We start from the raw sequence: 25262 nt of genomic DNA, 5'->3' as shown, positions 1-25262 counted from the left end.
TGGGTCCCGGCCTGCGCCGGGACGACGGTGGAGAAGGAGTCGTGCGTATAACTCACCCCTCCGCGACTGCGTCGCCCCAGGGCTGGAACGGCTCGGTGACGCCGCTGTTGGTGGTGCCGTCGCGCAGCACGACGCTCGGGCAGGCGAACTTCATCGGCAGGGTCTGGATGCGGGCCTCCTCGAAGTCGAAGCGGCCGCGCAGCGCCTCGCGCACGCTGGCGGGCAGACGCTTGTCGCCGATCACCACGGCGCCCTCGCTGGCGTCGATCCGCGGCTGGTGGATCGCGGCGTCGAGATCCATGCCGAAATCCATCACGAACGAGAGCAGTTGCGACACCGCCGGCAGGATGCGGCGGCCGCCCGATGCGCCCGCGGCGAGCGTGCGGCCGTCGGCGGCCTGCGCCACGACAGGCGTGTAGTTGGTCAGGCAGCGCTTGCCGGGCGCGAGCGAGTTCGGTGCGCCTTGCGCCGGATCGAACCACATGATGCCGTTGTTCATGGTGAGCCCGGTGTTCGGCGTCACGAATTTGGAGCCGAAGGTCGACAGCAGGGTCTGCGTCACCGCGGCCATGTTGCCGTCGCGGTCGACCGCGGAGAAATGCGTGGTGCAGCTTGGCGCGATCGCTTCGGCGCCGAGCGCGCGCCGGCCGTCGACGTCGCCCATGTCCTTCAGCCGTTCGCGATAGGCGGCTTGCAGCGCCTCCGCATAGGCAGCGTAGGCCGCCGCATCCGGACCGCCCTGCGCGGGCGCCAGCGACTTTTGCAAAAGGCCGAGCGTGCGCGCCATGGTCGGACCCGCGGTCAGCTCCGGCGTCGCATAGACCGTGCCGCCGCGATAGGAAATTTTCAGCGGCTCGCGCAGATGGGCGCGGAAGGCGGCGAGGTCGCGCACCGACAGCGCGCCGCCGGCGGCCTGGATGTCGTCGGCTATGCTGCGCGCCAGATCGCCCTCGTAGAAATCGCGCGGACCGGCCGCGGCGAGCTGCGCCATCGTGGCTTTCAGCCTGTCCTGCGGCATGCGGACCACCGACCTGATGCCCCATTGCGCGTTCGGCGGCAGGCCGTCCTGCAGATACGCCGCGGCGCTGGCGGGATAGCGCCGCAGATCGGCCGCGGAGCTTGCGATCATCGCGGTGGTCCACCAATCGACCAGAAGGCCGTCGCCGGCGAGCTTGACGCTCGGCGCCAGCAGGTCCTTCCACGGCATTTTGGCGTGACGGCGATGCGCTTCCTCCATGCCGGCAACGACGCCGGGCACCGCGATCGAGCCGGGGCCGTGCAGGTTGCGGTCGTCCTTGACCCGCGCCCAAGGGAACAGGTCGGAGGCCGCGCCGCCGGTCAGCGGATAATCCTCGATGCGCAGGCCGTCGGGCGCGCGCATGCCGTAGTCGATCACCTCGACGCGGTTCTCCTTGGCGCGATACAGCACCATCGCGCCGCCGCCGCCGGCGCCGCTCATCCACGGCTCCACGACGCCAAGCGCGAAGGTGGTTGCGATCACGGCGTCGACGCAATCGCCACCCGCCGCCAATACCTCCGCGCCGACCTCGGCCGCCTTGCGCGACTGCGCGGCGACGATGCCGCCCTTGGCGCTGACGGCCGGCTTGCGGATCACTTGCGAGTTGGAGAACTGGTCGGACATGGCGTTGCTTTCGCTGTTCTTGTTGCGGGTGGGGCACGTTGGCGTAGCATGCCAAGCATGGCACTGTCAGTGCAACAACAAGAACCAATTTCAGGGAGCGGAAAAATGACTGGTGTGAAGCGTGAACGGGACGGCAAGGTCGGCATCCTGACGCTCAACGATCCCGCGAGCCTGAACGCCATGACGCCGGAACTGCTCGGCGATCTCGCGCGCGCCGTCGGCGAGATGAGCCTCGACCCGGACATCCGCGCGCTGGTCCTGACCGGGGAGGGACGCGGCTTCTGCTCCGGGCAGAACCTCAAGGCGTTCCAGTCGCTCGGCGACAACATCTACACCGGCGTGATGAGGCATTATTGGCCGGCGATGCAGGCGTTGCGCGAATGCCGCGTGCCGGTCGTGGTCGCGGTCAACGGAGTCGCGGCCGGCGGCGGCTTCAGCCTCGCGATGTCCGGCGACATCATCCTGGCGGCGCGCTCGGCGAGCTTCATCCAGGTGTTCAGCCGGATCGGCCTGGTGCCGGATCTCGGCTCGACCTGGCTGTTGCCGCGCCTGATCGGCCGCCAGCGCGCGCTCGACCTGATGCTGCTGAACGAGCCGCTGCCGGCCGAACGGGCCAAGGAGTGGGGGTTGGTGCGCGACGTGGTCGACGATGCCAAACTGCTCGACGAGGCGAAGGCGCTCGCCGGCCGTCTCGCGGACGGACCGACGCGCGCGCTGGTCGCGACGCGGCAGCTGCTCGAGGAGAGCGAGCACGCCAGCTACGCCGATCAGTTCCGCCGCGAGATCGAGCTGCAGCAGGTGATCCGCGAAAGCGCCGACGCGAGGGAAGGCCGCCAGGCCTTCGTCGAGAAACGCAAGGCCCAGTTCACGGGAAGGTAATCCTTGATCGCAGGCACGCTAGCCGATCGCAATCGCGATCTTGCCGAAATGCGCGCCGCTCGCCATGTGGGCGAACGCGGCCTTGACCTGGTCGAAGGCGAACACCTTGTCGATCACGGGCTTGACGCCGTGCAGGCTGATGCCGTCGCACAGCGCCTGCAGGTCCTCGATCGAGCCGACGGTGACGCCTTGCAGCCGCTGCTGCTGCATCACCATCAGCGGCAGCCGCGTGTCGGACGCGGCGGGACCTGCGAGCACGCCGATGAAGGCGATGGTGCCGCCGATCCTGGTGGCGCGGATCGATTCGTTCAGCGTGCCGACGCCGCCGACCTCGACGACGAGATCGACGCCGCGCCCGGTCAGCTCGCGCGCCTTCTTGCCCCAATCGGGCGTGGACTTGTAGTTGAGCGTGACATCGGCGCCAAGTTGTTTCAGCCGCGCGATCTTGGCGTCGCTGGAGGATGTCGCGATGACGCGGGCGCCGCACATCTTGGCGAATTGCAACGCGAACAGCGAGACGCCGCCGGTGCCCTGGGTCAGCACCGTCTGCCCCGGCTTGAGGTCGCCGAGCTTGACCACCGCACTCCACGCCGTGAGGCCGGCGCATGGCAGTGCCGCGGCCTCGATGTCGTTCAGATGATCCGGCGTGCGCACCAGCGCATGCGCGGGGAAGACCCGGTACTCGGTCAGTACACCGTCGACGCTGCCGCCGAGCGCCGCGCGCATCCGCGCCTCGCTCGGCTCGCCGGCGAGCCAGCTTTCGAAGAAGCTGCCGATCACGCGATCGCCGGGTGCGAAGCTCCTGACGCCGACGCCGACCGCCTCGACCGTGCCGGCGCCGTCGGAGACCGGCACCAGCGGAAATTTCTGGCGCGAGCCGTAACCGCCCTTGACCGTGAGCAGGTCGCGATAGTTCAGCGTCGCCGCCTTCAGCCGCACCAGGACCTCGCCCGGGCCGGCTTGCGGAACCGGCTTGTCGACCAGCGCCAGCGCGTCGACGCCGCCGGGGCCTTGCAACTCATAGCATTTCACGGAACGTCTCCTGCTCGGTGCTCTTGTGTTGGGCAGCGCTCGCGGCGCCGCCGCGCATGTGCCGAGCATATGTCAGGCCCGCCGCGCGTGGCCAGAGCGCGCAGTGAAGCCGATGGAATGGCGCCCATGTCCGAACGCGTTGGCGGTGCCCGAAAATACCGCCAATCCGTGCCGTCAATGAAGGGACCGAGCGGAGGTGACGATGGCTGCCTTGCTTGAGACCAACGGCGATCTGATCGCAACGCTCGCACGCGGCGCGGTCCGCGTGCTGCTTGCCGCTGCATGGATCGCTTGCGGTGGTGCGATGGCCGCAGCAGACGACAGCCTCTACCGCGCGCAGACCGTCGTCACCGGCCAGGGCGAGCCGAACCGCATCATAGGCTTCGGGGCATGTCTGGAGGACGTCCTGATCAAGGTTTCCGGTCAGCCAATGCTGGCAGGCGACCGCCGGCTTGCCGTCTACAAATCGAAGGCCGGGGAGTTCGTCAGCAGTTTCGACTATCACGATCAGTATGTCGGCAAGCCGCATCATGACGAGCAGGGCACCCGCGACCGGCCGTACGACCTGACGGTGGATTTCGACGAGAAGAAGATCGACGGCATTCTCGCCAGGCTCGGTCTCAAGCCGTGGCGGTCGCAGCGGCCGGTGCTCGGCGTCTTCGCCGAGATGCAGCACGGTCCGAAGGACTACATCGTCACATCCGACGGGACGCAGTCCGACCTGCAGCGCGACGCGCTTGCGGCTGCCGCCCGCAAGCGCGGCATGGGCTTCGTGCTGCCTGATACAACCGGGTTGACGAGCGCCAACCTCACCGCCGCCGAACTGTTGAAGACGCCGTCGGCGAAGCTGAGTGCGATCGTCGCGCCGCATGGCGGCGAGGCCACCCTGCTCGGTCGGCTGGTCTGGGACGACAAGGATCTCGGCTGGGCCACGCAATGGCGGATGGCCTGGCACGGCAAGGATTACAAATGGCAGTTTCGCGGCGTCACCTTCGATGAAGCCTTCCGCCGCGGCATCGGCGGCGCCGCGCAGGTGCTGTCGGGCAATGGCGATCCGGGGCGACCGAAATGAGCTTGCGCGCGTAGCGGCTGGTTTTGCGCTATGGCGGGATGAAGTGAGGTTGAATCGGTTTGGCCTCGGGTTCGGCTCACCTCTCCCCAGCGGGGAGAGGTCGATTTGCGGAGCAAATCGGGTGAGGGGCCGCAGCTCTCACGAGGGACCGTAGCCCCTCACCCGGCGCTGCGCGCCGACCTCTCCCAAGGGAGAGGTGAACCTCCGACGCCGCTCCAATTCAACTTGATCTCATCATGCTCTACCCGGCGTAGCCAAGCGTTTGCGACGGATATTCCCCGAACATCGCGCGGTAATATTGCGAGAAGCGCCCGAGCTCGATGAAGCCCTGTTCGATCGCAACCTTGGAGACGGTGGTCTGGTCCGGGGTGCTTTCGCGCAGGATCGAACGGATCATGCAGAGCCGCTTGTAGCGCAGGAACGTCACCGGGCCGACCCCGAACACCTCGTGGAAGGCGCGGTGCAGGCTGCGTCGCGACAGCCGAAGCTCGGTGCAGATTTCCGAGACGTGGACCGGGCGCGTGCCCGCGGCGTGCAGATAGTCCTCGACGTGGCGCACCAAGCGCATCGCCGACGGCAGATAGCTCGTTCCGTCGGGGGGCAGCGATGTCACGACCGTCGCGGTCACGCAGTCGACGATCGCGCGCTTCCAGAAGCCGGCCGACGCGTCCGTCAAGGCGTCCGGATAGCGCGCGAGATGCGCGACGATCCGCGGCAGTTTGTCCGCCGCGCCCATGCCGATCGTGGGGTCGGCGCGAAAGTGGTTCTTCGCCTGCCAGGTTTCGGCGTCGGCGAGCCGCGGCTCGCCGCCGAATATATCGGGCAGGTCGGCGAGGTCGAAGCGGATGGCGGCGTAGGACGAGGCGCTGTGAAAGACCCCGTCATGCTCGACCGACGGAGGAATCACCAGCACATCGGCCGGCTGCATGTCGAATGCCCAATGCGTGACGCGGTCGGTCGCGCGCAGCAGCATCCCGATGATCAGCTTGGGGTCGGTCGAGATGCGCTGGGTACGGACCCCGACATTGAATGCGCCGATGCTGAGCGAAAAATCACCGATCCCGACGTGAGACAATGTGCCGCGCAGCTTGCCGCGCTCAAGCTGCATGACTTCGACATGCGAGCCTTTGACGGCATCGTGGAGACCCTCGAAGCCGTCAAGCTCGCCGGTGCTAACCGTCAGGTGTTGGCCCATATCCACGTTCACAACTGCAGCGCGATTAATCTACTAAAACCAAATGCTTGAAGTCAGTACAAACAGTTTGCCCCGCGACAATGCTCCTACGTTAGCTTGAGTCGCATGGCGAGATCGTGATGTGGATTTGCAAACCTGCAGATTTTCGCTTGTTTTTCCGAGAAAGCAATAAGGCCGGCCGGGCCGGATTGATCGAATTGGAGCATCTTTCGTTAAGCCTGCACGGCTCGGGGTTGAGATTGGCACAAAGTGCACATCACTTGTATAGTGCGTTCCGCTATCGTTTGAACTGACAGCAGAATTCGCTCGTGACAACGTCCAGTGGAACGAGTCACGACGGAGAACATTGTGCACGCAAGTGTGCACACGGATTAGCGACGGAGGAGAAAGGGAAGAAGGCCTGACGGATCAACGCTGCCGAAAAGTGCAGCACAGAAAAATGGAAGGGCGCGACAATGCACTCAGGCACGACGCAATCATGCACGACGTTCGGTCACCGAGATCATAAGCCTGCGATCTTCAACAAGATTTTCCGTCTGGCAGTCATTGGAGCAGCCGCGATCGTCGCGCAAGCAGGCCCGGCGTCGGCGGTCAGCATCGGCTCTTCCGCTTCATTCCCGATCATCAAACAGCAGGAAGGCAGCGGTAACGTTGTGCAGGTGCGCGCTGTCGCGCGCCGCGGCGGCGTTGCCGTCGGACCGCGCGGCGGTGCGGTTGCCTATCGCAGCCGGACGGTGGTGCGCCCAGGAGTGAGGCCCGGCTGGCACGGCGCCGGCACGCGCTGGGTTGGACCGCGGCCGGGAGGTTGGGCGCGGCCCGGCTGGTACGGCTGGCCGATCGGGGGCGCGGTTGCGGCCGGCGCAGCGATCGGTTTCGTCAGCGCGGCGAGCGCAGCCGCCTGGGCGGGACCGCCGCCGGCAGCGGGCATGTGCTGGTACTACACCGACCCGTCGCGAACACAGGGCTTCTGGGACTACTGCTCACGGTAAATGCGCGAAGGGGTGCATCGCCATGTCCCGGGTAGAGATCACCTCCGCCGAAACAGAGCGCGACGACCGCGTCCAGACCGACGACATGGTCTGGATTCCCGGCGGCACATTCCGCATGGGCTCCGACCATCACTATCCCGAGGAGGCGCCGGCGCATCGGGCGTCAGTCGATGGCTTCTGGATCGACCGCACCCCGGTGACCAACGCTCAATTCCGCGAATTCGTGCGTGAGACCGGGCACATCACGGTCGCCGAGCGACCGCCGGATCCTGCGCAATATCCGGGTGCGCTGCCGCATATGCTCTACGCCGGCTCGCTGGTGTTTCAGCCGCCGCGCCGCGTCACGACCCTGCGCGACTGGAGCCAATGGTGGACCTTGATGAAGGGCGCGAACTGGCGCCGCCCCTACGGCCCGCGCAGCAACATCAACGTGCTCGGCAGCCATCCGGTGGTCCACGTCGCCTATGCCGATGCGCTCGCCTACGCCAAATGGGCCGGCAAGGACCTTCCGACCGAAGCCGAGTGGGAGTTCGCGGCGCGCGGCGGGCTCGAGGCCGAGGAGTTCGCCTGGGGCAATGCCTTGACGCCCGGCGGCAGGCACATGGCCAACACGTGGCAGGGCAATTTCCCGATTCAGAACCTCTGCGAGGACGGCTTCGACCGGACCTCGCCGGTGACCGCGTTTCCGCCCAACGGCTACGGCGTCCACGACATGATCGGCAATGTCTGGGAGTGGACCGCCGACTGGTGGTCCGCCCGTCATGAGGCCGACGCTACGAAGCCCTGCTGCATCCCGCAGAATCCGCGCGGCGGTCGCGAGGATGCGAGCTACGACCCCGCCCAGCCCGCCATCAAGATTCCGCGCAAGGTCCTCAAGGGCGGCTCGCATCTGTGCGCCCCGAATTACTGCCGCCGGTATCGCCCTGCCGCCCGCCATGCCGAACCGGTCGACACCTCGACCAGCCATGTCGGCTTTCGCTGCGTGGTGCGGCGAGCCGATTCTCAATCGTCATAAAAACCGTTCGACAAGCAAGGAGCGTCAGAATGAGCGATGAGAGCAATATCGTTGCCAGGCCGTCCGGTAGTCGCGGAGGGTTGCTTCGTGGCTTGTTCGCGGCGGCGTTGGTCGCGACAAGCCTGGCGCCATTTGCCGGGTCTCCCGCGTCAGCGCAGCAGACGAACGCGGCAAAGCCGAACATCCTCGTCATCTTCGGCGACGATGTGGGCCAATCCAATCTGAGCGCCTATACGCGCGGTGTGGTCGGCTACAAGACGCCGAACATCGACCGCATCGCCAATGAAGGGATGATCTTCACGGATTATTATGCCGAAAATAGCTGCACGGCCGGCCGTTCGACTTTCATTACCGGTCAGGCCTGCCTTCGGACGGGACTCTGCAAGGTCGGCATTCCAGGCGCGACGGTCGGCCTGCAGAAGGGCGACATCACCATAGCGCAGGCCTTGAAGCCGCTCGGCTATGCCACGGGCCAGTTCGGCAAGAACCATCTTGGCGATCGGGACGAATATCTGCCGACCAATCACGGCTTCGACGAGTTCTTCGGCAATCTTTATCACCTCAACGCCGAGGAAGAGCCCGAGCGGCCGTACTTCCCGAAAGACGACCCGGCTTTCGTCAAGGCCTATTCGCCGCGCGGGGTGCTCAAGGCGTCCGCTGACGGAAAGATCGAGGATACCGGCCCACTCACCAGGAAGCGGATGGAGACCGTCGACGACGAGACCACCAGCGCTGCGATCGATTTTGTCACGCGACAGGCAAAGGCGAACAAGCCGTTCTTCACCTGGATGAACTTCACGCGCATGCACATCTTCACCCATGTTCGTCCCTCGATGCGCGGGCAAAGCGGCATGCCGGGCAATGAGTACGCCGACGGCATGGTCGAGATGGACATGAACGTCGGAAAGCTGCTCAAGACGCTCGAGGACCTGAAGATCGCGGACAACACGATCGTCGTCTTCAGCACGGACAATGGCCCGAACGCGTTCACCTGGCCGGATGCTGCGACGACACCCTTCCGATCGGAGAAGGACACCAATTGGGAAGGCGCGTTCCGCGTGCCGGCGATGATCCGTTGGCCTGGCCACATCAAGGCAGGCGAGACTGCCAACGGAATCATGTCAGGCCTCGACTGGTTCCCGACGCTGCTTGCCGCCGCCGGCGATCCCGGGGTGAAGGACCGCCTGCTCAACGGCTGGCAGCCGCAGGGCAGCCCGACCACCTTCCGCGACCACCTCGACGGGTTCAATCAACTCGACTACATCACCGGCAAGGCGGACAAGAGCGCACGCGACGAGTTCTTCTACTTCAATGACGACGGCGATCTGGTTGCGGTGCGTTTCGACAACTGGAAGTTCGTCTTTGAGAAGCAGGAGCAGCCCGGACAGTTCGACGTCTGGGCGAATCCCTTCAAGAAGCTGCGCGTTCCGAAAATGTTCAACCTGCGCATGGATCCGTATGAGCATGCTGAAATTTCCGGCAGTGGTTACGACCAGTGGCGTGTGGAAAACGCGTACCTGTTTGCCAAGGCGGTCATGAAGTCGGCCGCGTTCCTCCAGACGTTTGTTGACTATCCCCCGAGCCAACGGCCAGCCAGCTTCAGCATCGACCAGGTTCGTAGCCAGGTCGACAAGAAGATCGACGAGTCGTTCAAGAAGCGCGGTCTCGAATAGTCGCGGGGCCCTGCGAGACAGGCCAGTGGTATCGGCCTGTCTCGCGCTTATCCAAGGGGACTAGCGGATGGATGCTCGATCGAGCATAGGGTCTGCATCGACCGCGACCCGAGCACACCGAAAGAGACTGGACGCCGGTGCGAGCCGGAGGCTTGTCGCAGCGGCGCTGGCGTTCGTCTCGGGTACCGCCGGCTTGATCTACCAGGTGATCTGGATCAAGCAGCTCTCGCTTGTCGTCGGCGCTGATGTCTACGCCATCACGACCGCCGTGAGTGCCTTCTTTACCGGCCTGGCGTTGGGCGGCCTGATCTTCGGTGGAAGGGCCGACCGGGCCAGCCAGCCGGCGAAAGTCTACATCGCGATCGAGATCGGCATCGGCATAACCGGCGTCGCCACCACATTGATCCTGGCGAATATTGCGCCGGTCTTCGTGGCGATCGAGAGCGCGAGCGGTTTGCTTGCATGGGCCATGGTGTTCGTTCTGGTCGGCATCGCCCCGCTTCTGATGGGTGGGACGCTACCGGTCCTTGTGCGTGCGGTGCTGCATAACTCTCGCGATGCCGGCCGCATCGGCGGCCGGCTATACGCCGCCAACACGGCCGGCGCGATTCTTGGCGCTCTGCTGCCGATGTTTGTCCTCATTCCGCTGTTCGGAGTGCAGGGGACTTCGATCGCGGCGGCGACACTCAATGCCCTCGCGGCGGCGGGGGCGACGGTGCTCGGCCGGAATCCCCTGGCGTCGGCGAGCATCAGGCCTGCCGGCCGCGCGGCGGCGCATCAACCGCGCCGGGTCGGATTGGCCGTCGCTCTCTATGCCGCCGCCGGCGCAATTGCCCTCGGCTATGAGGTCATCTGGTCCCAGTCTATCGTTCAGTTCATGAGTACGCGCAGTTTCGCGTTTTCCGTGGTGCTTGCGACGTACCTCGCGGGACTTGCGGCGGGCGCCGCGATCGTTGTGCGCGTGATCGACCGGATCCGCGATCCCTGGAGTGTCTTTGGCCTTCTGATCGCCGCTGCCGGGTTCCTGGCCTTGATCGAGATCGCGGCACTTGGCCATTGGCTCGTGGTCGCACAGACGGCGACCGAGGCGTTCGTGCTCCGCCTTACCGAAAACCAGTTCGCCGGCATGTGCGCCCGCTTCGCGGTGGCAGCGTTCTGTATCGTATTCCTGCCGACCTTGCTGCTCGGGGCGGCCTTTCCGGTGGCGCTGCGTCTGGTGGTGCGGGATGCGCACATCGGGCAGGACGTTGGCGCGGTCGTGGCGGTCAATACGCTGGGCGGTGTGGGGGGCGCGCTTCTCACCGGCTTCGTGCTTCTGCCCTGGCTTGGGCTTGTCCACACCCTGGCATTGCTCGCAATCGGCGCCGGCCTCCTGGGTGTCATTGCCTGCTGGGGCGGTCGCTCGAGCCGCACCGGTCTTGGACTGGCATTTGCGGTCGGCGCAGCCTGCATCATCGCTGCGGTCGTCACGCCGTCCGACCGATTTGCCCAATTGCTGCCGGCAGCGCGGTCGGGAAAAATCATGTTCTATGAGGAGAGCCCGGGTGGGACGGTTGCGGTGGTCAACACCGGGCGCTTCCGCCGGCTCTATATCCAGGGCGTATCCAACTCCGGCGATGCGATGCCGTCGTTGCGATACATGCGGCTCCAGGCGCTGTTGCCTCTCATCATTCACAATGGCGAGCCGAAATCAGCCTTGGTGATCGGCTACGGCACGGGCATTACGGCCGGCGCTCTCTCGCAATTCCCTGCTCTCGACAGGAGGGTGGTGGGTGAACTGCTCCCGGCGGTCCTTCGTGCGGCTCCGATATTCGACGGCACCTTCAACGCCGCGTCCGACCCGGGATTGCAGAAGCGCTTGGGCGACGGCCGTCGCCTCCTGCAGCGCGAGAGCCAGACCTACGACCTGATCACGCTGGAGCCGCCGCCGCCATCGGCGGTGGGCGTCGTCAATCTCTATTCTCGCGATTTTTATCGCTTGGCATCGTCGCGGCTGAACGACGACGGGATCGTCGCGCAGTGGTTGCCGCTGCCAACACAGAACGATGAGGACACGCGCTCACTGGTTCGTAGCTTCATCGATGTGTTTCCGTACGCGTCTCTGTGGACATCGGAGCTGCATGAGATGTTGCTTGTCGGGTCGCATCGTCCGATTCAGTTGGATGCGGAGCGCATCAGCGCGAGATTCCACCAGCCCGAGACGTCTGCGGCGCTTTCCGCGGTCGGCGTCAATTCGGTCGCGGCGCTGATCGCAACCTGGATCACCGACCGCGACGGGCTCGTGCGCTACGCGGCGGACGCGCCGGCAGTGACGGACGACAGGCCGCGGATCGAATACGCGACATGGGTGCGTCCCGACGAGTTCAGCCGAACGATTTCGCACATCTGGCAGTACCGAAGCGAGCCGCCGCTCAAGGGAGCAGACGAGCAATTCACCACTTCGCTGCTGAGCGAAAGGCGAGATCTTGATGCGTTCTATCGTGCCGGCCTCAGCGCCTATGCGGGCAACCGGCAAGCCTACGCGCGCGAGATGGCGAGCCTCAGCCAAGCGGCGAGACGAAACCCCTATTACAGGTGGTTTACGGGGTCCAAGGAGCCGTAGTGCAATGTCAGATCACGCCGCAACACCGTTAGCGGCCGCCCCGGCGCGGCGAACTGCCAAGGACTCCGCGGCCCGCGACGCCGTGCTCGATCTCAAGGCGCGCATCGGCAGATCGGTGCTCGGGCAGGATCATCTGGTCGAGAGCATGCTGATCGGCTTGCTGGCCAACGGCAATCTCCTGATCGAAAGCCTGCCGGGGCTTGCCAAGACACGCGCGGTGAAGACGCTGGCGAAGAATCTTGCCGCGGACCTGTCGCGCGTGCAGTTCACGCCGGACCTGCTGCCGTCGGACGTGACCGGCGCGGAAATCTACCTGCAGACCGAGAAGGGCGGCCAGTTCCAATTCCAGAAGGGGCCGATCTTCGCCAACCTCGTGCTCGCGGACGAGATCAACCGCGCGCCGGCCAAGGTGCAGTCGGCGCTGCTGGAAGCGATGGAGGAACGTCAGGTCACCGTTGCCGGCAAGACCTACAAGATGCCCGACCTGTTCATGGTGCTCGCGACCGAGAATCCGATCGAGCAGGAAGGCACCTATCCGCTTCCCGAGGCGCAGCTCGACCGTTTCCTGATGCATGTCGTGATCACCTATCCCGACGAGGCGACCGAAGGCGAGATCATCAAGCTCAATCGCGCCGAGAATGCGCAGAAACCGCAAGCCGGCTCCGCCCCGCCGCCGGCGGTGCCGCAGCAGGCGATCCTCGATGCGCGCGGCGAGCTCGACGGCATCTTCGTCTCCGACCTCGCACAGAAATATATCGTCGACCTGATCTACGCGACGCGGTTTCCCGGCCGTTACGGCGAACCCTTGGGCAAATGGATCCAGATCGGCGCCAGCCCGCGCGGCAGCCTTGCCATCGACCGCTGCGCGCGGGCGCGGGCATGGCTCGACGGGCAGGACTTCGTCACGCCTGACCACATCCGCGCCGTCATCCACGACTGCCTGCGGCACCGGTTGATCCTGAGCTACGAGGCCGTGTCGCAGGGCATCAGCCCCGACCAGGTAATCGACAAGATCACCGAGCTTGTCGCTGCAGCGTGAGGGCCGTGATGACGGAGACATCAGCCAGAATGCCCGGTGTCTACGTCAGTCTCGACGATCTGATCGCGCTCGAATTCAGGGATCGCAGGGTTTCGTTCCTGCCGCGCCAGCCGGTACATAGTCTGCTGTCGGGCCGGTTCGCCTCGCGCATGCGTGGCCGCGGGCTGAACTTCGAGGAGATCAGGGACTATCGCCCGGGCGACGATGTCCGGGAGATCGACTGGAAGGTCACGGCGCGGCTGCAGAAGCCGCATGTGCGCGTCTTCAACGAGGAGCGCGACCGTCAGGCCCTGCTCGTGGTCGATCAGCGGCTGTCGATGTTCTTCGGCAGCCGGCGCGCCATGAAGTCGGTCACCGCAGCCGAGACCGCCGCGATCGGCGCCTGGCGTGTGCTCGGCGTCGGCGACCGGGTCGGCGCCATCGTGTTCAATGACAGCGATGTCGTCGAGCTGGCGGCGCGGCGCAGTCGCGCGACGGTGTTGCAGATATTGTCCACCATCGTCGCGCAGAACCAGGCGCTCGGCGTCGGCCGCGGCATCGTCCCGGCGTCAGGCATGCTCAACCGGGCGCTCGAACATGCCGAGCGGCGGACGATGCATGACGCCACGGTGATCCTGATCAGCGATTTCGATGGCGCGGATACCGCAACGCGCCGGATGATCGGGACGATCGCCCGGCATAACAACGTGGTCGCGGTGCTGGTCCACGATCCCTTGCAAAGCGATTTGCCGGCCTCGAGCCGGATGACCGTCACCGATGGCGAGCTGCAGATCCAGCTCGAAGTCGGCCGCGAGAGTATCCGCAAAAGTATCGCGCAGGCGTCGCAGGAGCGGCTGCGCGGCGTATTCGCGTGGACGCGCGAGCTTGGCATTCCGGTGCTGCCGCTGAGCACAGCCGAGGAAACGGCGCCGCAACTCCGGCGTCTCCTGGGCGGGCTGCCGGCCCGGCACGGACGCGGTGGCGGTCACGCCAGAGCGGAGGCGGCTCTTGGCTGACACCCGACCTGTCATTGTGGATCCCGTCGCGGGCCTGATCGATATCCCGCTGCCACCGTCGGTGAGCCTGCTTCCGGCGACCTGGGCGTCGCGGATCGTGATCGTGCTGGTCGCCGCGGGGGTCGCCGTTGCGGCGTGGCGCCTGCTGCGGCGTTTCCGCGCCAACCGCTATCGGCGCGCGGCGCTCGCGGAGCTCGACCGGCTGCTGCAGACACAACGCGGCGCCCCGGAGGGAATGGCCGCGAGCCTCGCGCTGCTCGTGCGGCAGACTGCGCTCGATGCCTTTCCGCGCGAAACCATCGCGCCACTTGCCGGCGCGGGCTGGCTTGCGTTCCTCGACCGCAGCTATGGCGGGGACGAATTCTCGCAAGGCGCGGGACGGCTGCTCGCGACCGCGCCGTACGGGCGGACGACGGCGGATGCCGGCGATCTAACGGCGCTGCAGGATCTGGTGCGGCGCTGGATCAGGGGGCACCATGTTTGAGTTCGCATGGCCCTGGATGCTCGCGCTCCTGCCGCTGCCGATCCTCGTGTGGTGGCTGTTGCCGCCGTATCGCGCGCGGCAGGCCTCGGTGATGGTGCCGTTCTTCGACCGCCTTGCGGCGGCAACCGGACAGACCCCGCAGCGCGGCGCCGTCGTGCTGCAGCGCCGGCGCATCCAGATGGTGACGGCCGCATTGATCTGGGCGCTCGTCGTCGCGGCGCTGGCGCGGCCGCAATGGGTCGGCGACCCCGTCACGCGCGAGGTTTCGGCGCGCGATCTCATGCTCGCGATCGACATCTCCGGCTCGATGGACCAGCGCGATTTCCGAGGTAGCGACGGCGCGATGCTGACGCGGCTCGACGGCGTCAAGCGCGTGGTCGCGGATTTCATCGCGCACCGGAACGGCGACCGCGTCGCGCTGGTGCTGTTCGGCACCAGGCCCTATGTGCAGGTGCCGTTCACACAGGATCTGCAGACCGCGACCGCGCTGCTGGTACAGACCGAGGTCGGCATGGCCGGACAGCAGACCGCGATCGGCGACACCATCGGGCTTGCGATCAAGACCTTCGAGACAAGCAAGGCGCGCGAGAAGCTTCTCGTCCTGCTCACCGATGGCAACGATACGGCGAGCCGCGTCCCTCCCGAGCATGCCGCCGACATCGCGCACCAGAATGGCGTCGTGATCGACACGATCGGCGTCGGTGATCCGGCCGCGACCGGCGAGAACCGCGTCGATCTCGGCGTCCTGCGGTCGGTCGCCGCCACGACGGGCGGCCATTTCTACCGTGCCGAGGACGGTGCGCAGTTGCAGGCGATCTACGCGGACATCGACCGTCTCGCGCCGGCCAAGCTCGATACACTGTCTTGGCGCCCGAAGCAGCCGCTGTTCCAGTGGCCGCTCGGCGCCGCCGTGGTGCTGTCGCTGCTGCTGTGGCTCGGCCTTTCGCTGGAAAGCGGGCTGGGACGAAGGGGAGCGCCCGGCCATGCATGACGCGGCCGCCATCCCGTTCCATCTGCTGCGGCCGCTGTGGCTGCTCGCGCTGATTCCTGTCGCTGCCGTCTTCGCGTGGGTGCGGTGGCGACAGAGCCCGCTAGCGCAATGGGGCGGGGTGATCGCGCCGCATCTGCTCAACCATCTCATCGTGCAACCGGGGACGGGACGCGGCGTCAGCCCGCTTTATCTGGTCGCCGCCGCGATGTCGCTCGGCATCGTCGCGTCGTCGGGCCCGACCTGGCGGCGTGAGCTGCCGCCCTTCGTCGAGGACAAGGCGCCGCTGATGATCGCGCTGTCGCTTGATGCAACGATGGGGCAGAGCGACGTCGCGCCGACGCGGCTCGAACGCGCCAAACAGAAGATCAGGGATCTGCTCGCGGCGCGCGCCGGCGCGCGCACGGGGCTGATCGCCTATGCGGGCAGCGCGCATTTGGTGATGCCGCTGACCGACGATCGAGCCGTCATCGAACCCTTCCTTGCCGCGCTTGCCCCGGGCCTGATGCCGTCGCCCGGAAAGAACGCCGTCGCGGCCGCGGCGCTCGCTGCGGAGGCGCTCGCGGCCGAAACGGTGCCTGGCACGATCCTGCTCGTCGCCGACGATCCCGGTGACGCGGAAGGCGCGGTTCGTCAGGCTGCCGGACGGAACGGCCTGGTCAAGCTGAGCGTCACGCCGAGCAAGGCCGAAAGGTTCGCGCTCGGTTCGGACGTCGTCCAGGTCAGCATCGATGGCGCCGACATCGCGGCGCTCGAGCGCCGGATCGAAACCCGCTATCAGGCCGCGCAGGGTGACGCGTTCGGTACGCAATGGCGCGACGAGGGCTTTTGGCTGCTGCTGCCGATTGCCCTGCTCAGCCTGCTCTGGTTCCGGCGCGGCACCACGGTGGCCTGGGTTGTCGCTTTCGTCTGCCTGTCGCACGTGTCGTCCGCGAGGGCGGAGGAGCCGCGCCGTTTTGCCGACCTGTGGCTGACGCCGGACCAGCAAGGACGCATCGCCTTCGATCGCGGCGACTATCCGACCGCGGCCAAGCGCTTCTCCGATCCGATGTGGCGCGGCATCGCCGCCTATCGTGCGTTCGACTTCCTGACTGCCGCGCAGGAATTCGCCCATGTCGATACGCTCGAGGGACACTTCGCGCTCGGCAACGCCCAGGCGCAGAACCACGCCTATGAGAAGGCGATCGCCGCCTATGATGAGGTCCTGAAGATCGCGCCCGGCCATGTCGCCGCGAAGACCAACCGTGCCATCGTGGTGGCGGCGCTGCAGGCGAAGGAAGAAAAGCGAAGGAAGCAGGAGCAGGATGACAGCGCGCCGCCGGACATGAAGGCCGACGAGACGCGTGTCGATCCGAACCAGAAGGGCGGCAAGAAGATCCAGGTGACGCCACAGGATCTGACCACCGCCGGCGCCGCCGAAGCCTGGATGCGTCAGGTCCAGACCACGCCGGCCGACTTCCTCAAGCTGAAATTTGCGATTCAGGACGCGGCGCGGCCGGCGGGGGCGAAGCCATGAGGCAGCCGCTCGCCGCCGCAGCCCTGATGCTCGGACTGCTCATGCCCTGCGCAGCACTCGCGCAGCAAAGCGCGCCGGAGCCGATCCTGCGGGTGACGATCGATCCGCCGCGCGTCGTGGTGGGGCAGGCGGCCGCGCTGCGGATCGACGTGCTGGCGCCGAACTACATGACGGCGCCGCCCGAGCTGCCCGACTTCCAGGTCCGCAACGCCGTGACCCGTCAGTTGCGGAGCATCAACGAGAACGAGCAGCGGGACGGCGTCACCTATGCCGGCGTCCGGTTCGAATTTGCCATCCATCCGCAGGAGCCGGGCAGCTACGCGATCGCCGGCCAGGCGATCACCATCAAATACGCCGCCGAGCCGCCGGCGACGCGCGAGGCCACGCTTGCGCTGCCGCCGATCGCATTTGAGGCCTTCATCCCGGACGCGGCCTCCGCCCTGCAGCCGTTCCTGGCCGCGCGCAATCTATCGATCGAGCAGACCGTCAACCGTTCGTCGGATCAGCTCAAGACCGGCGATGCCGTGACGCGGACCGTCACCATCAAGGCCGAGGGCATTCCGGCGATGCTGCTGCCGCCGGTGAAGTTCACCGCGTTCGACGGGCTCAAGCTCTACCCCGCGCAGCCGTCGCTCCAGGACAAGACAGACGGGCGCACCGATGTGCTGTCCTCGGCGCGCACCGACAGCGGCGTCTACATGCTCGAGAAGGCCGGTGACTATGTGCTGCCGCCGATCGACCTGCGCTGGTGGAACATCGACGCGCAACGCATCGATGTGGCGCATCTCGACCCGGTGACGCTGCAGGTGGAGGCGAACCCCGCAGCCGGCGCCGCGTCGTCAATCGGCACCTCCGGCCCGCACCGGTCATGGGGCGCGCTGCGCGATGTCGTCGCCGATCACTGGAAGTCGACCGCGGCCGTGCTGCTGGCGCTTGCCGGGCTCGGCTGGCTGACGCCGCGGATGGTGCGGACGATAGCGGCACGTCTTCGCCGGCATCGCGAGGCCTATCGGCGCTCGGAACCGTTCGCCTTCAGGGAGCTGCGGCGTGCCGCGCGCCATGGCGACGCCAAGGCGGTCTACTTCGCGCTGCTCGACTGGCTGCAGCGGTTCGAGCCGGTCGCGCCGCAGCATACGGTCGAGGCGTTCAAGGCCGCCGCGCATGATGCCGCGCTCGATGACGAGATCGGCGCGGTCGAGCGCGAGCTGTTCGCGCCGTCTGCCGGCGCGGCGCGCTGGTCACCGCACCGGCTGCTGCGCCAGGTCGGCGGCGCCCGACGCAATCTGCGTCGGCGCGCGAGACGCCGCGAAGACACGCGCCTACTTCAGAACCTGAATCCGGTCGGGCTTTCCTCCACCACGTCCTTTGGTCGACCAAAGCCCGCCAGATGAACGAAGCACATTGAGACCGATCGAGCAGAACGCATGATTCGTAATCACCGGAGCGAGCAACCCCAGAGTAACTCAGGAGTATCGAATGAGTGAGACGAAGAAACATGACGCCGGCGCCGATTCCACTTGCGGTGCCTCGAACATTGATCGCCGGGCCGTGCTGCTCGGCACATCGTCGCTTGCTGCCACCGCGGCGTTGACGTCACAGGCTCTCGCGCAAGCCCAGAAAGCCGCGCCAGCCGCGGCGCCGGCCGGCGGCGGCAAGCCGAATATCCTCGTCATCTTCGGCGACGACATCGGTGTTCCACAGATCAGCGCCTACACCATGGGCTTGATGGGATACCGCACGCCCAACATCGACCGGATCGCCCAGGAAGGAGCCATCTTCACTGATGCTTACGGTCAACAGAGCTGCACGGCGGGACGCGCGTCGTTCATCCTGGGGCAGGAGCCGTTCCGCACCGGCCTTCTGACCATCGGTATGCCTGGGGACCCTCATGGTATTCAGGATTGGATGCCGACCATTGCCGACGCCCTCAAAACGCAGGGCTATGCCACGGGACAGTTCGGCAAGAACCACCTTGGCGATCGCGATGAACATCTGCCGACCAAGCACGGCTTCGACGAGTTCTTCGGCAATCTCTATCACCTCAATGCCGAAGAGGAGCCGGAAGGTTACTTCTATCCAAAGGATCCGGCTTTCCGGAGGCAATACGGACCGCGCGGGGTCATCAAATCCACGGCCGATGGAAAGATCGAGGACACAGGTCCCTTGAACATCGCGCGCATGCCGACAGTCGACGAGGAGTTCCTTGGGGCGGCCAAGGATTTCATCGGCCGCCAGGCCAGGGCCAAACGACCATTCTTCTGCTGGTTCAACAGCACGCGCATGCACGTCTTCACGCATCTCAAGGCATCGTCGCTAGGCAAGACCGGCAAAGGCATTCACGCAGACGGCATGGTGGAGCACGACGCCATGGTCGGCGAGTTGCTCAAGCAGCTCGACGAACTCGGGATCACCGAGAACACCATCGTGGTCTACACCACGGACAATGGCGCCGAAATCGCGCTTTGGCCCGACGGTGCGATGACCATGTTCCATGGCGAAAAAGGGACGACATGGGAAGGCGGCTTCCGCATCCCGATGATGGTGCGATGGCCGGGTGTGGTCAAACCCGGCACTCAGTACAACGACGTCATCTCACTGATGGATTGGTTTCCGACGTTGTTGGCGGCTGCAGGTGTGCCCGACATCAAGGAAAAGATGAAGACCGGCTTTGCCGGTGCGGGAGGGAAGACCTTCAAGGTCCACCTCGATGGCTACAATTTCCTGCCCTACTTCAAAGGCGAGGAGAAGCAGGGGCCTCGCGACGCGATCTACTATTTCGACCAGGGCGGGAATCTCAACGCCATCCGCTGGAACGACTGGAAGCTCAGCTTCGCGACCACCAAGGGTAACATCGCAACGGGGGTTCGCGAAACGTCGGCCTGGGCGTTGATCGCGAATCTGCGCATGGATCCGTACGAAAAGGGTCTCGAGGAAGGTGGCGGCGCTATCGAGTTCCTGGCGCGCAATATCTGGCTGCTCGTGCCTATCCAGGGAAAGGTCAAGGAGTTCTTCAGTGACTTCGATCAATTCCCGTATCAAACCGGCAGCTCGCTGAATGCGGGTGGTATCAACTATGCGTTGCTGCGGCAACAAGATGCGCTGAAGCGGCTCAATGACCTGGAACGGATGAAGCCACAGTGAGGCGGAGACGAAGCAACGGGTAAGAGGAAGGACAAGTGCGATGATGGTTCGGTTCGCCGCTGTGCTGCTTGCGTATCTTGCATCCATCTCCGTTGCGATGGCGCAGCCGGCGGATCCCCTGCCATCCTGGAACGACGGCGCGGCGAAAACGGCGATCTCCGATTTCGTCGCGCGCGTCACGGCGCAAGGCGGACGGGACTTCGTGCCGCCCGCCGAGCGCATCGCGACGTTCGACAATGACGGCACGCTGTGGACCGAGCAGCCGTTCTACTTCCAGCTCGCCTTCGCGTTCGACCGCGTCAAGGCGATGGCGCCGGAGCATCCGGACTGGAAAACGCGGCAACCCTTCAAGGCGCTTCTCGAGAAGGACAGCAAGGCGCTGGCCGCGAGCGGCGAGAAGGGCCTCTTGCAGATCGTGATGGCGACGCATGCCGGCATGACCACCGATGCGTTCGCAAATCTGGTGCGCGACTGGCTCGCGACCGCCAGGCATCCGCGCTTCAACCGGCCGTACGACAGTCTGGTCTATCAGCCGATGCTGGAGCTACTGGCCTATCTCAGGGCCAACGGCTTCAAGACCTTTGTCGTCTCCGGTGGCGGGGTCGAATTCATGCGGCCATGGATGGAGCGGGTCTACGGCATCCCGCCGGAGCAGGTGGTCGGCTCGTCCGGCGTGGTGAAATTCCAGATCGGCGCCGACGGCAAGCCGGTGCTGATGAAGGAAGCCAAGGTCGAGTTCATCGATGACGGCCCGGGCAAGCCGGTCGGCATCAACCGGTTCATCGGCCGCCGTCCGATCTTCGCGTTCGGCAACTCGGATGGTGATCTGCAAATGCTGCAATGGACCACAGCAGGATCGGGCGCGCGCTTCGCCGGCATCGTGCATCACACGGACGAGGTTCGTGAATATGCCTACGACCGGCAATCGAAGGTCGGCAAGCTCGACAAGGCGCTCGATGCAGCCGCCGCGAGCGGCTGGACCGTCGTCGACATGAAGCGGGACTGGAAGGAGGTCTTTCCGTCCCTGACCGCGGCCGGCGCCGCGAAGGAGGTGAAGCCATGAGCGGCTACGACGTCTTCGCCTGGATCGTGCTCGTCATCGTGGTTGCCAGCGCGATCGGCGTGTTCTGCATCGCGGGCTGGCTGCCCGGGCATATCGCCAAAACCCGTGGTCATCCTTGGGCGCAGGCCGTCGCGGTGGCCGGCTGGATCACGTTGATCTGCGGCTTCGCGCTCTGGCCGCTCGCCTTCATCTGGGCCTATGTCGACGTGCCGGCGCCGCGCCGATCGGGAGATGCGTGATGGCTGTCGCGATCATCAACATTTATCTCGTGCTGCTGTTCCTTCTGGTGCACTTCAAGATCGTGCCGTTCAACATGTTCTGGAAGCTTTCGCCGTTCCTGGTGATCGTGCTGACACTGTTCGGCCTGATGGTGCCGATGGGCTGGGGCGCGCCGCAGGGCTCCGCGCTGGTCGTGCGCAACGCGGTGTCGATCGTGCCCGACGTGGCGGGCGAGGTGACCGAGGTGCCCGTCGTCGCCAACGCGCCGCTGAAGGCCGGCGACGTTCTGTTCAAGATCGATCCGACGCCCTACGACGCGCAAGTCAAGGCGATCACGGCGCAGCTCAAGCTGTCGAAGACACGGCTTGCGCAGATGACGACGCTCTATGAGCGCGATGCGGGGCGTGGCTTCGACGTCGAGCAGCGGCAGTCCGAGGTCGACCAGCTCAGCGGCCAGCTCGAGGCCGCGCAGTGGAACAGCGACAAGACCGTGGTCCGCGCGCCGGCCGACGGCTACGTCACCAACGTTGCGCTGCGCAAGGGCGCGCGGGTGTCGAACTTGCCGTTGTCTCCGGTGATGGCGTTCATCGATACCTCGAACACGATCATCGGCGTCGAGATCAACCAGATCGATGCGCGCTACGTCGCGCCGGGGCAGGAGGTCGAGGTGACCTTCAAATTCGCGCCCGGGCAGATTTATTCGGGGAAGGTCGAAAGCGTGCTGCAGGCCGTGGCGACCGGACAGGCCACGACCTCGGGCACAGCCGTTGCGCCGAAGGCGATCGAGGCGGTACCCTTCGTGGTGCGCGTTAAGCTCGACGATGCCGCCTTCGCCGATCGATTGCCGGCGGGCGCGACCGGTACGGCCGCCATCTACACCGATCGCATGAAGCCGACCCACATCGTGCGTCGCGTGATCCTGCGCCAGCTCGCGATCGTCAATTATGTCAATCCGTTTTGAATGACGGAGATTGTCATGAAGCCATTGATCGCCGGAGGACTTGCGCTGATGGCGATCGCATCAACGCATGCCCAAACGCCGTCTAGCGACGATCTCAACCGCCGCATGATCGAGCGCCGCGCTGTCGAGGCCGTGATCTGGGGCATTTCCGCGGTCCATACCGATCTGATGCGGCATGAGATGCTGATCAGGACGCCGGGCAAGGTGGGGCAGGTGAACTATTGGGGGCGGCCGCTTGATTGGCACAACCAGACGCTGACGCCGAATCCGGACGCGCTGTACTTCATGACGTTCTTCGACACGAGGAATGGTCCGATCGTGCTCGATCTCCCGCCTGGCGATACGAACGGATCGTTCAACGGCAATATCGTCACGGTCTGGCAGATGCCGCTCGAGGATGCCGGCCTGCTCGGCGTCGACAAGGGTGCCGGCGGCAAGTTCCTGATTCTGCCGCCGGGCCACTACGACCCAAAGCCCGACGGCTACATGCTTCTGCGCTCCAACCTCAAGAGCCACGGCGATGCCAATGTTACGGTTGGAAATGGAGTGAAGCAGTGAAATTCAGATATCTGTTGACTGGTGTCCTTTGCCTCGCGGGCCAGAGCGCATCGCTCGCGCAATCGCCGGTCCCCGTCACGGTCGACACTTTTACCCGTGCCGAGTCCGATCTCTATATCGGTAATCTGTCCAAGGAGGGCGGCCTCGGAAAGCTCAACCATCGTCGCGAGCCGGCGCGCATCGACAACCAGACCGTCATCAGGCTCAACCGCGATACGCTCTATACATCAGGGGTGTTCGACCTCGAAGCCGGGCCGGTGACGATCACGATGCCGGACCCTGGCAAGCGCTATATGGCACTGCAGGTGATCAGCGAGGATCATTATGTGCCCGCGGTCTATTACGGTGCCGGCAAGCGTACGCTGACGCGCGAGAACGTCGGCACGCGCTATGTGGTGGTCGGGATTCGCACGCTGGTCGATCCGAACGATCCCAAGGACATCGCGCAGGTGCACGCGCTGCAGGATGCCATCAAGGTCAGCCAGAAAGGCACCGGCAAGCTCGAACTTCCGATTTGGGACCCCGCCAGCCAGAAAGCCATTCGCGAAGCGCTGCTTGCGCTGAATGATTACACCGGCGGCTTCGCCCATGCGTTCGGACCCAAGGGATACGTCGATCCTGTCAGGCATCTGATCGGCACGGCCGCCGGCTGGGGCGGCAATCCCGACAAGGACGCGACCTATCTGAGCATCACGCCTATGAAAAATGACGGCACGACGGTCTACAAGCTGACCGTCCGTGACGTTCCCGTCGACGCGTTCTGGTCGATCAGTGTCTACAACGCCAAGGGATATTTCGAAAAGAATCCCTATGACGCCTACACGCTGAACAACGTCACCGGCGTGAAGGGCCCTGACGGCTCCATCGCGGTTCAGTTCGGCGGCTGCGACGGCAAGATCCAAAACTGCCTGCCGATCACCAAGGGTTGGAACTACACCGTCCGGCTCTATCGGCCGCGTGCGGAAATCCTGAACGGCAAATGGAAGTTTCCGGAGGCGCAGGTGGCGAATTGACGGTTCGACGACAAACATCGTCGATGCGGAGTGAGACTCTGGATTAGTGGGCAGAAGGATGCCGTAGATGATCAGATCAGCGATTGCATTGATTGTCCTGGGACTGGGATTGATGCCGGGCCTGCCGGTTTCGGCGCAAAGCATCTCCGAGCAGCAGGCGTACGAGATCGCGCGCGACGCCTATGTCTTCGCCTATCCGATCGTCACCATGGACATCTCGATGCGTCAGTCGACCAATGTGCCCAACGCGAACACGGTCCCGTTGCGTGCCCCGATCAACCAGTTCGCACATGCGCGGACCTATCCGCGCGCCGAGGACAGGGATGTCGTGCGCTACAATTTCGACACGCTCTACTCGCCCGTGTGGCTCGATATTTCGCCGGAGCCGATCATCCTGTCGGTTCCCGATACGGGCGGACGCTACTATCTGCTGCCGATGCTCGACATGTGGACTGATGTGTTCAGTGTCGTGGGCTCGCGCACGACCGGAACCAGGGCGGGGAGTTTCGCCATCGTCGCGCCGGGCTGGAATGGGACGCTGCCCGAAGGCCTGACCAAGATCGTGGCGCCAACGCCGACCATCTGGATTCTTGGCCGCACGCAGACTAACGGTCCGGCCGACTACGATAACGTGCACAAGGTTCAGGACGGCTACAAGCTGACGCCGCTCAGCCAATGGGGCAAGGCCATTCCGCCCCAGGCCAACATGCCGACCGATCCGGCGATCGACAACAAGACACCGCCGCTTGTGCAGGTCAACAAGATGGACGGCGTCGCGGTGCTCGGGCGATTGGCCGAGCTGATGGCGAAACATCCACCGCACGCCAACGATTATCCGATCCTGTTCCGGATGCGGCAGATCGGTCTCGAGTCCGGCAAGCCGTTCGACGCCGCGAAGCTCGACCCGGCGCTGGTCAAGACGATCAATGCCGCCGCCAAGGATGCGCTTGCGGATCTTGAGCAGTCCGGCAAGAGCGGCGCCGGCATCGGCCCGCAGGTAGGCTTCATCTTCCCGGTCGCCGACGGCTACCAGGGCTATCTGAACCTTCGTGGCTACAAGGATTTCGCCGCAGAGAACCGGCCGGAAGGGTGGACGGCGTGGGTGACGTTCCAGCTCTCGCCGGCCGCGCCGGCTGCTACACCGACCAAGCCGATCGTGCGCAAATATTAGCGGAGGCGAACGACG

22 protein-coding genes are annotated in these 25262 nt (G+C 65.2%); 19 read left to right on the top strand and 3 right to left on the bottom strand.

The window, feature by feature from the left end; all coding sequences use genetic code 11:
- Positions 1-52: 52 nt before the first annotated feature.
- Positions 53-1642: a gamma-glutamyltransferase gene (locus AKL29_RS08000; protein WP_050383729.1), complete on the bottom strand. Its 1590-nt coding sequence runs from the start codon at positions 1640-1642 to the stop codon at positions 53-55.
- A 105-nt stretch (positions 1643-1747) separates the two neighbouring features.
- Here AKL29_RS08000 and AKL29_RS07995 point away from each other — a divergent pair, with 105 nt between their 5' ends.
- Positions 1748-2521, top strand: a complete 774-nt coding sequence (locus AKL29_RS07995) for an enoyl-CoA hydratase-related protein (RefSeq protein ID WP_050383728.1) — start codon at positions 1748-1750, stop codon at positions 2519-2521.
- Between the two features lie 18 nt (positions 2522-2539).
- On the opposite strand, the gene AKL29_RS07990 is transcribed toward AKL29_RS07995, so the two are convergent.
- Complete coding sequence (locus AKL29_RS07990; RefSeq protein ID WP_028335704.1) at positions 2540-3553, bottom strand: zinc-dependent alcohol dehydrogenase family protein; 1014 nt, start codon at positions 3551-3553, stop codon at positions 2540-2542.
- Between the two features lie 202 nt (positions 3554-3755).
- On the opposite strand from AKL29_RS07990, the gene AKL29_RS07985 reads away from it, so the two are divergent.
- Complete coding sequence (locus AKL29_RS07985; RefSeq protein WP_050383727.1) at positions 3756-4625, top strand: DUF2066 domain-containing protein; 870 nt, start codon at positions 3756-3758, stop codon at positions 4623-4625.
- Between the two features lie 241 nt (positions 4626-4866).
- On the opposite strand, the gene AKL29_RS07980 is transcribed toward AKL29_RS07985, so the two are convergent.
- Positions 4867-5820, bottom strand: coding sequence for an AraC family transcriptional regulator (locus tag AKL29_RS07980; protein ID WP_050383726.1), 954 nt, complete (start codon positions 5818-5820; stop codon positions 4867-4869).
- A 455-nt stretch (positions 5821-6275) separates the two neighbouring features.
- Here AKL29_RS07980 and AKL29_RS07975 point away from each other — a divergent pair, with 455 nt between their 5' ends.
- The 17 genes from AKL29_RS07975 to AKL29_RS07895 all read left to right on the top strand — a co-directional run bounded on the left by AKL29_RS07975 (position 6276) and on the right by AKL29_RS07895 (position 25247).
- Complete coding sequence (locus tag AKL29_RS07975) at positions 6276-6809, top strand: hypothetical protein (RefSeq protein WP_050383725.1); 534 nt, start codon at positions 6276-6278, stop codon at positions 6807-6809.
- 22 nt (positions 6810-6831) lie between these two features.
- Positions 6832-7824, top strand: a complete 993-nt coding sequence (locus AKL29_RS07970; protein WP_050383724.1) for a formylglycine-generating enzyme family protein — start codon at positions 6832-6834, stop codon at positions 7822-7824.
- Between the two features lie 29 nt (positions 7825-7853).
- The gene (locus tag AKL29_RS07965; protein ID WP_082190502.1) at positions 7854-9497 is read left to right on the top strand and encodes an arylsulfatase; all 1644 of its coding nucleotides are present in this window, start codon (positions 7854-7856) and stop codon (positions 9495-9497) included.
- A gap of 193 nt (positions 9498-9690) precedes the next feature.
- Positions 9691-12099: a fused MFS/spermidine synthase gene (locus AKL29_RS07960; protein ID WP_244481828.1), complete on the top strand. Its 2409-nt coding sequence runs from the start codon at positions 9691-9693 to the stop codon at positions 12097-12099.
- A gap of 4 nt (positions 12100-12103) precedes the next feature.
- Complete coding sequence (locus AKL29_RS07955) at positions 12104-13138, top strand: AAA family ATPase (protein ID WP_244481827.1); 1035 nt, start codon at positions 12104-12106, stop codon at positions 13136-13138.
- An 8-nt stretch (positions 13139-13146) separates the two neighbouring features.
- Positions 13147-14133 carry a DUF58 domain-containing protein gene (locus AKL29_RS07950; RefSeq protein ID WP_050383769.1) on the top strand — a complete coding sequence of 329 codons (987 nt, stop codon included), beginning with the start codon at positions 13147-13149 and terminating at the stop codon, positions 14131-14133.
- Complete coding sequence (locus tag AKL29_RS07945; protein WP_063779891.1) at positions 14126-14617, top strand: DUF4381 domain-containing protein; 492 nt, start codon at positions 14126-14128, stop codon at positions 14615-14617. Before AKL29_RS07950 ends, AKL29_RS07945 begins: the two co-directional genes overlap by 8 nt.
- Positions 14610-15608, top strand: coding sequence for a vWA domain-containing protein (locus tag AKL29_RS07940; RefSeq protein ID WP_050383721.1), 999 nt, complete (start codon positions 14610-14612; stop codon positions 15606-15608). The genes AKL29_RS07945 and AKL29_RS07940 overlap by 8 nt, the downstream gene beginning before the upstream one ends.
- The gene (locus AKL29_RS07935; protein WP_050383720.1) at positions 15601-17121 is read left to right on the top strand and encodes a VWA domain-containing protein; all 1521 of its coding nucleotides are present in this window, start codon (positions 15601-15603) and stop codon (positions 17119-17121) included. The genes AKL29_RS07940 and AKL29_RS07935 overlap by 8 nt, the downstream gene beginning before the upstream one ends.
- Positions 17118-18512 (top strand): BatD family protein, encoded by a 1395-nt coding sequence (locus AKL29_RS07930; RefSeq protein ID WP_050383719.1) that lies wholly within the window; start codon positions 17118-17120, stop codon positions 18510-18512. Before AKL29_RS07935 ends, AKL29_RS07930 begins: the two co-directional genes overlap by 4 nt.
- Before the next feature lie 85 nt (positions 18513-18597).
- Positions 18598-20262 (top strand): arylsulfatase, encoded by a 1665-nt coding sequence (locus AKL29_RS07925; protein ID WP_050383718.1) that lies wholly within the window; start codon positions 18598-18600, stop codon positions 20260-20262.
- A 40-nt stretch (positions 20263-20302) separates the two neighbouring features.
- Positions 20303-21325 (top strand): HAD family hydrolase, encoded by a 1023-nt coding sequence (locus AKL29_RS07920; RefSeq protein ID WP_050383717.1) that lies wholly within the window; start codon positions 20303-20305, stop codon positions 21323-21325.
- On the top strand, positions 21322-21564 hold the full coding sequence (locus AKL29_RS07915) for a DUF3302 domain-containing protein (protein WP_050383716.1): 243 nt from the start codon (positions 21322-21324) through the stop codon (positions 21562-21564). The genes AKL29_RS07920 and AKL29_RS07915 overlap by 4 nt, the downstream gene beginning before the upstream one ends.
- Complete coding sequence (locus AKL29_RS07910) at positions 21564-22505, top strand: HlyD family secretion protein (RefSeq protein WP_050383715.1); 942 nt, start codon at positions 21564-21566, stop codon at positions 22503-22505. The genes AKL29_RS07915 and AKL29_RS07910 overlap by 1 nt, the downstream gene beginning before the upstream one ends.
- Before the next feature lie 15 nt (positions 22506-22520).
- Complete coding sequence (locus AKL29_RS07905) at positions 22521-23063, top strand: DUF1254 domain-containing protein (RefSeq protein WP_082190505.1); 543 nt, start codon at positions 22521-22523, stop codon at positions 23061-23063.
- The gene (locus AKL29_RS07900; RefSeq protein ID WP_082190500.1) at positions 23060-24076 is read left to right on the top strand and encodes a DUF1254 domain-containing protein; all 1017 of its coding nucleotides are present in this window, start codon (positions 23060-23062) and stop codon (positions 24074-24076) included. The genes AKL29_RS07905 and AKL29_RS07900 overlap by 4 nt, the downstream gene beginning before the upstream one ends.
- Before the next feature lie 67 nt (positions 24077-24143).
- Positions 24144-25247 carry a DUF1254 domain-containing protein gene (locus AKL29_RS07895; protein WP_152977474.1) on the top strand — a complete coding sequence of 368 codons (1104 nt, stop codon included), beginning with the start codon at positions 24144-24146 and terminating at the stop codon, positions 25245-25247.
- Positions 25248-25262 lie beyond the last annotated feature (15 nt).

The sequence above is a fragment of the Bradyrhizobium pachyrhizi genome (assembly GCF_001189245.1).
Lineage (GTDB): Bacteria > Pseudomonadota > Alphaproteobacteria > Rhizobiales > Xanthobacteraceae > Bradyrhizobium > Bradyrhizobium pachyrhizi.
This window is presented reverse-complemented; position numbering and strand designations above follow the sequence as displayed.

What these genes read in the sequence shown, in the direction of transcription:
- AKL29_RS08000 (WP_050383729.1), bottom strand. Translation starts at nt 1,642, where the DNA reads ATGTCCGACCAGTTCTCCAACTCGCAAGTGATCCGCAAGCCGGCCGTC.
- AKL29_RS07995 (WP_050383728.1), top strand. Translation starts at nt 1,748, where the DNA reads ATGACTGGTGTGAAGCGTGAACGGGACGGCAAGGTCGGCATCCTGACG.
- AKL29_RS07985 (WP_050383727.1), top strand. Translation starts at nt 3,756, where the DNA reads ATGGCTGCCTTGCTTGAGACCAACGGCGATCTGATCGCAACGCTCGCA.
- AKL29_RS07980 (WP_050383726.1), bottom strand. Translation starts at nt 5,820, where the DNA reads ATGGGCCAACACCTGACGGTTAGCACCGGCGAGCTTGACGGCTTCGAG.
- AKL29_RS07975 (WP_050383725.1), top strand. Translation starts at nt 6,276, where the DNA reads ATGCACTCAGGCACGACGCAATCATGCACGACGTTCGGTCACCGAGAT.
- AKL29_RS07970 (WP_050383724.1), top strand. Translation starts at nt 6,832, where the DNA reads ATGTCCCGGGTAGAGATCACCTCCGCCGAAACAGAGCGCGACGACCGC.
- AKL29_RS07965 (WP_082190502.1), top strand. Translation starts at nt 7,854, where the DNA reads ATGAGCGATGAGAGCAATATCGTTGCCAGGCCGTCCGGTAGTCGCGGA.
- AKL29_RS07955 (WP_244481827.1), top strand. Translation starts at nt 12,104, where the DNA reads ATGTCAGATCACGCCGCAACACCGTTAGCGGCCGCCCCGGCGCGGCGA.
- AKL29_RS07950 (WP_050383769.1), top strand. Translation starts at nt 13,147, where the DNA reads ATGACGGAGACATCAGCCAGAATGCCCGGTGTCTACGTCAGTCTCGAC.
- AKL29_RS07940 (WP_050383721.1), top strand. Translation starts at nt 14,610, where the DNA reads ATGTTTGAGTTCGCATGGCCCTGGATGCTCGCGCTCCTGCCGCTGCCG.
- AKL29_RS07935 (WP_050383720.1), top strand. Translation starts at nt 15,601, where the DNA reads ATGCATGACGCGGCCGCCATCCCGTTCCATCTGCTGCGGCCGCTGTGG.
- AKL29_RS07930 (WP_050383719.1), top strand. Translation starts at nt 17,118, where the DNA reads ATGAGGCAGCCGCTCGCCGCCGCAGCCCTGATGCTCGGACTGCTCATG.
- AKL29_RS07925 (WP_050383718.1), top strand. Translation starts at nt 18,598, where the DNA reads ATGAGTGAGACGAAGAAACATGACGCCGGCGCCGATTCCACTTGCGGT.
- AKL29_RS07920 (WP_050383717.1), top strand. Translation starts at nt 20,303, where the DNA reads ATGATGGTTCGGTTCGCCGCTGTGCTGCTTGCGTATCTTGCATCCATC.
- AKL29_RS07915 (WP_050383716.1), top strand. Translation starts at nt 21,322, where the DNA reads ATGAGCGGCTACGACGTCTTCGCCTGGATCGTGCTCGTCATCGTGGTT.
- AKL29_RS07910 (WP_050383715.1), top strand. Translation starts at nt 21,564, where the DNA reads ATGGCTGTCGCGATCATCAACATTTATCTCGTGCTGCTGTTCCTTCTG.
- AKL29_RS07905 (WP_082190505.1), top strand. Translation starts at nt 22,521, where the DNA reads ATGAAGCCATTGATCGCCGGAGGACTTGCGCTGATGGCGATCGCATCA.
- AKL29_RS07895 (WP_152977474.1), top strand. Translation starts at nt 24,144, where the DNA reads ATGATCAGATCAGCGATTGCATTGATTGTCCTGGGACTGGGATTGATG.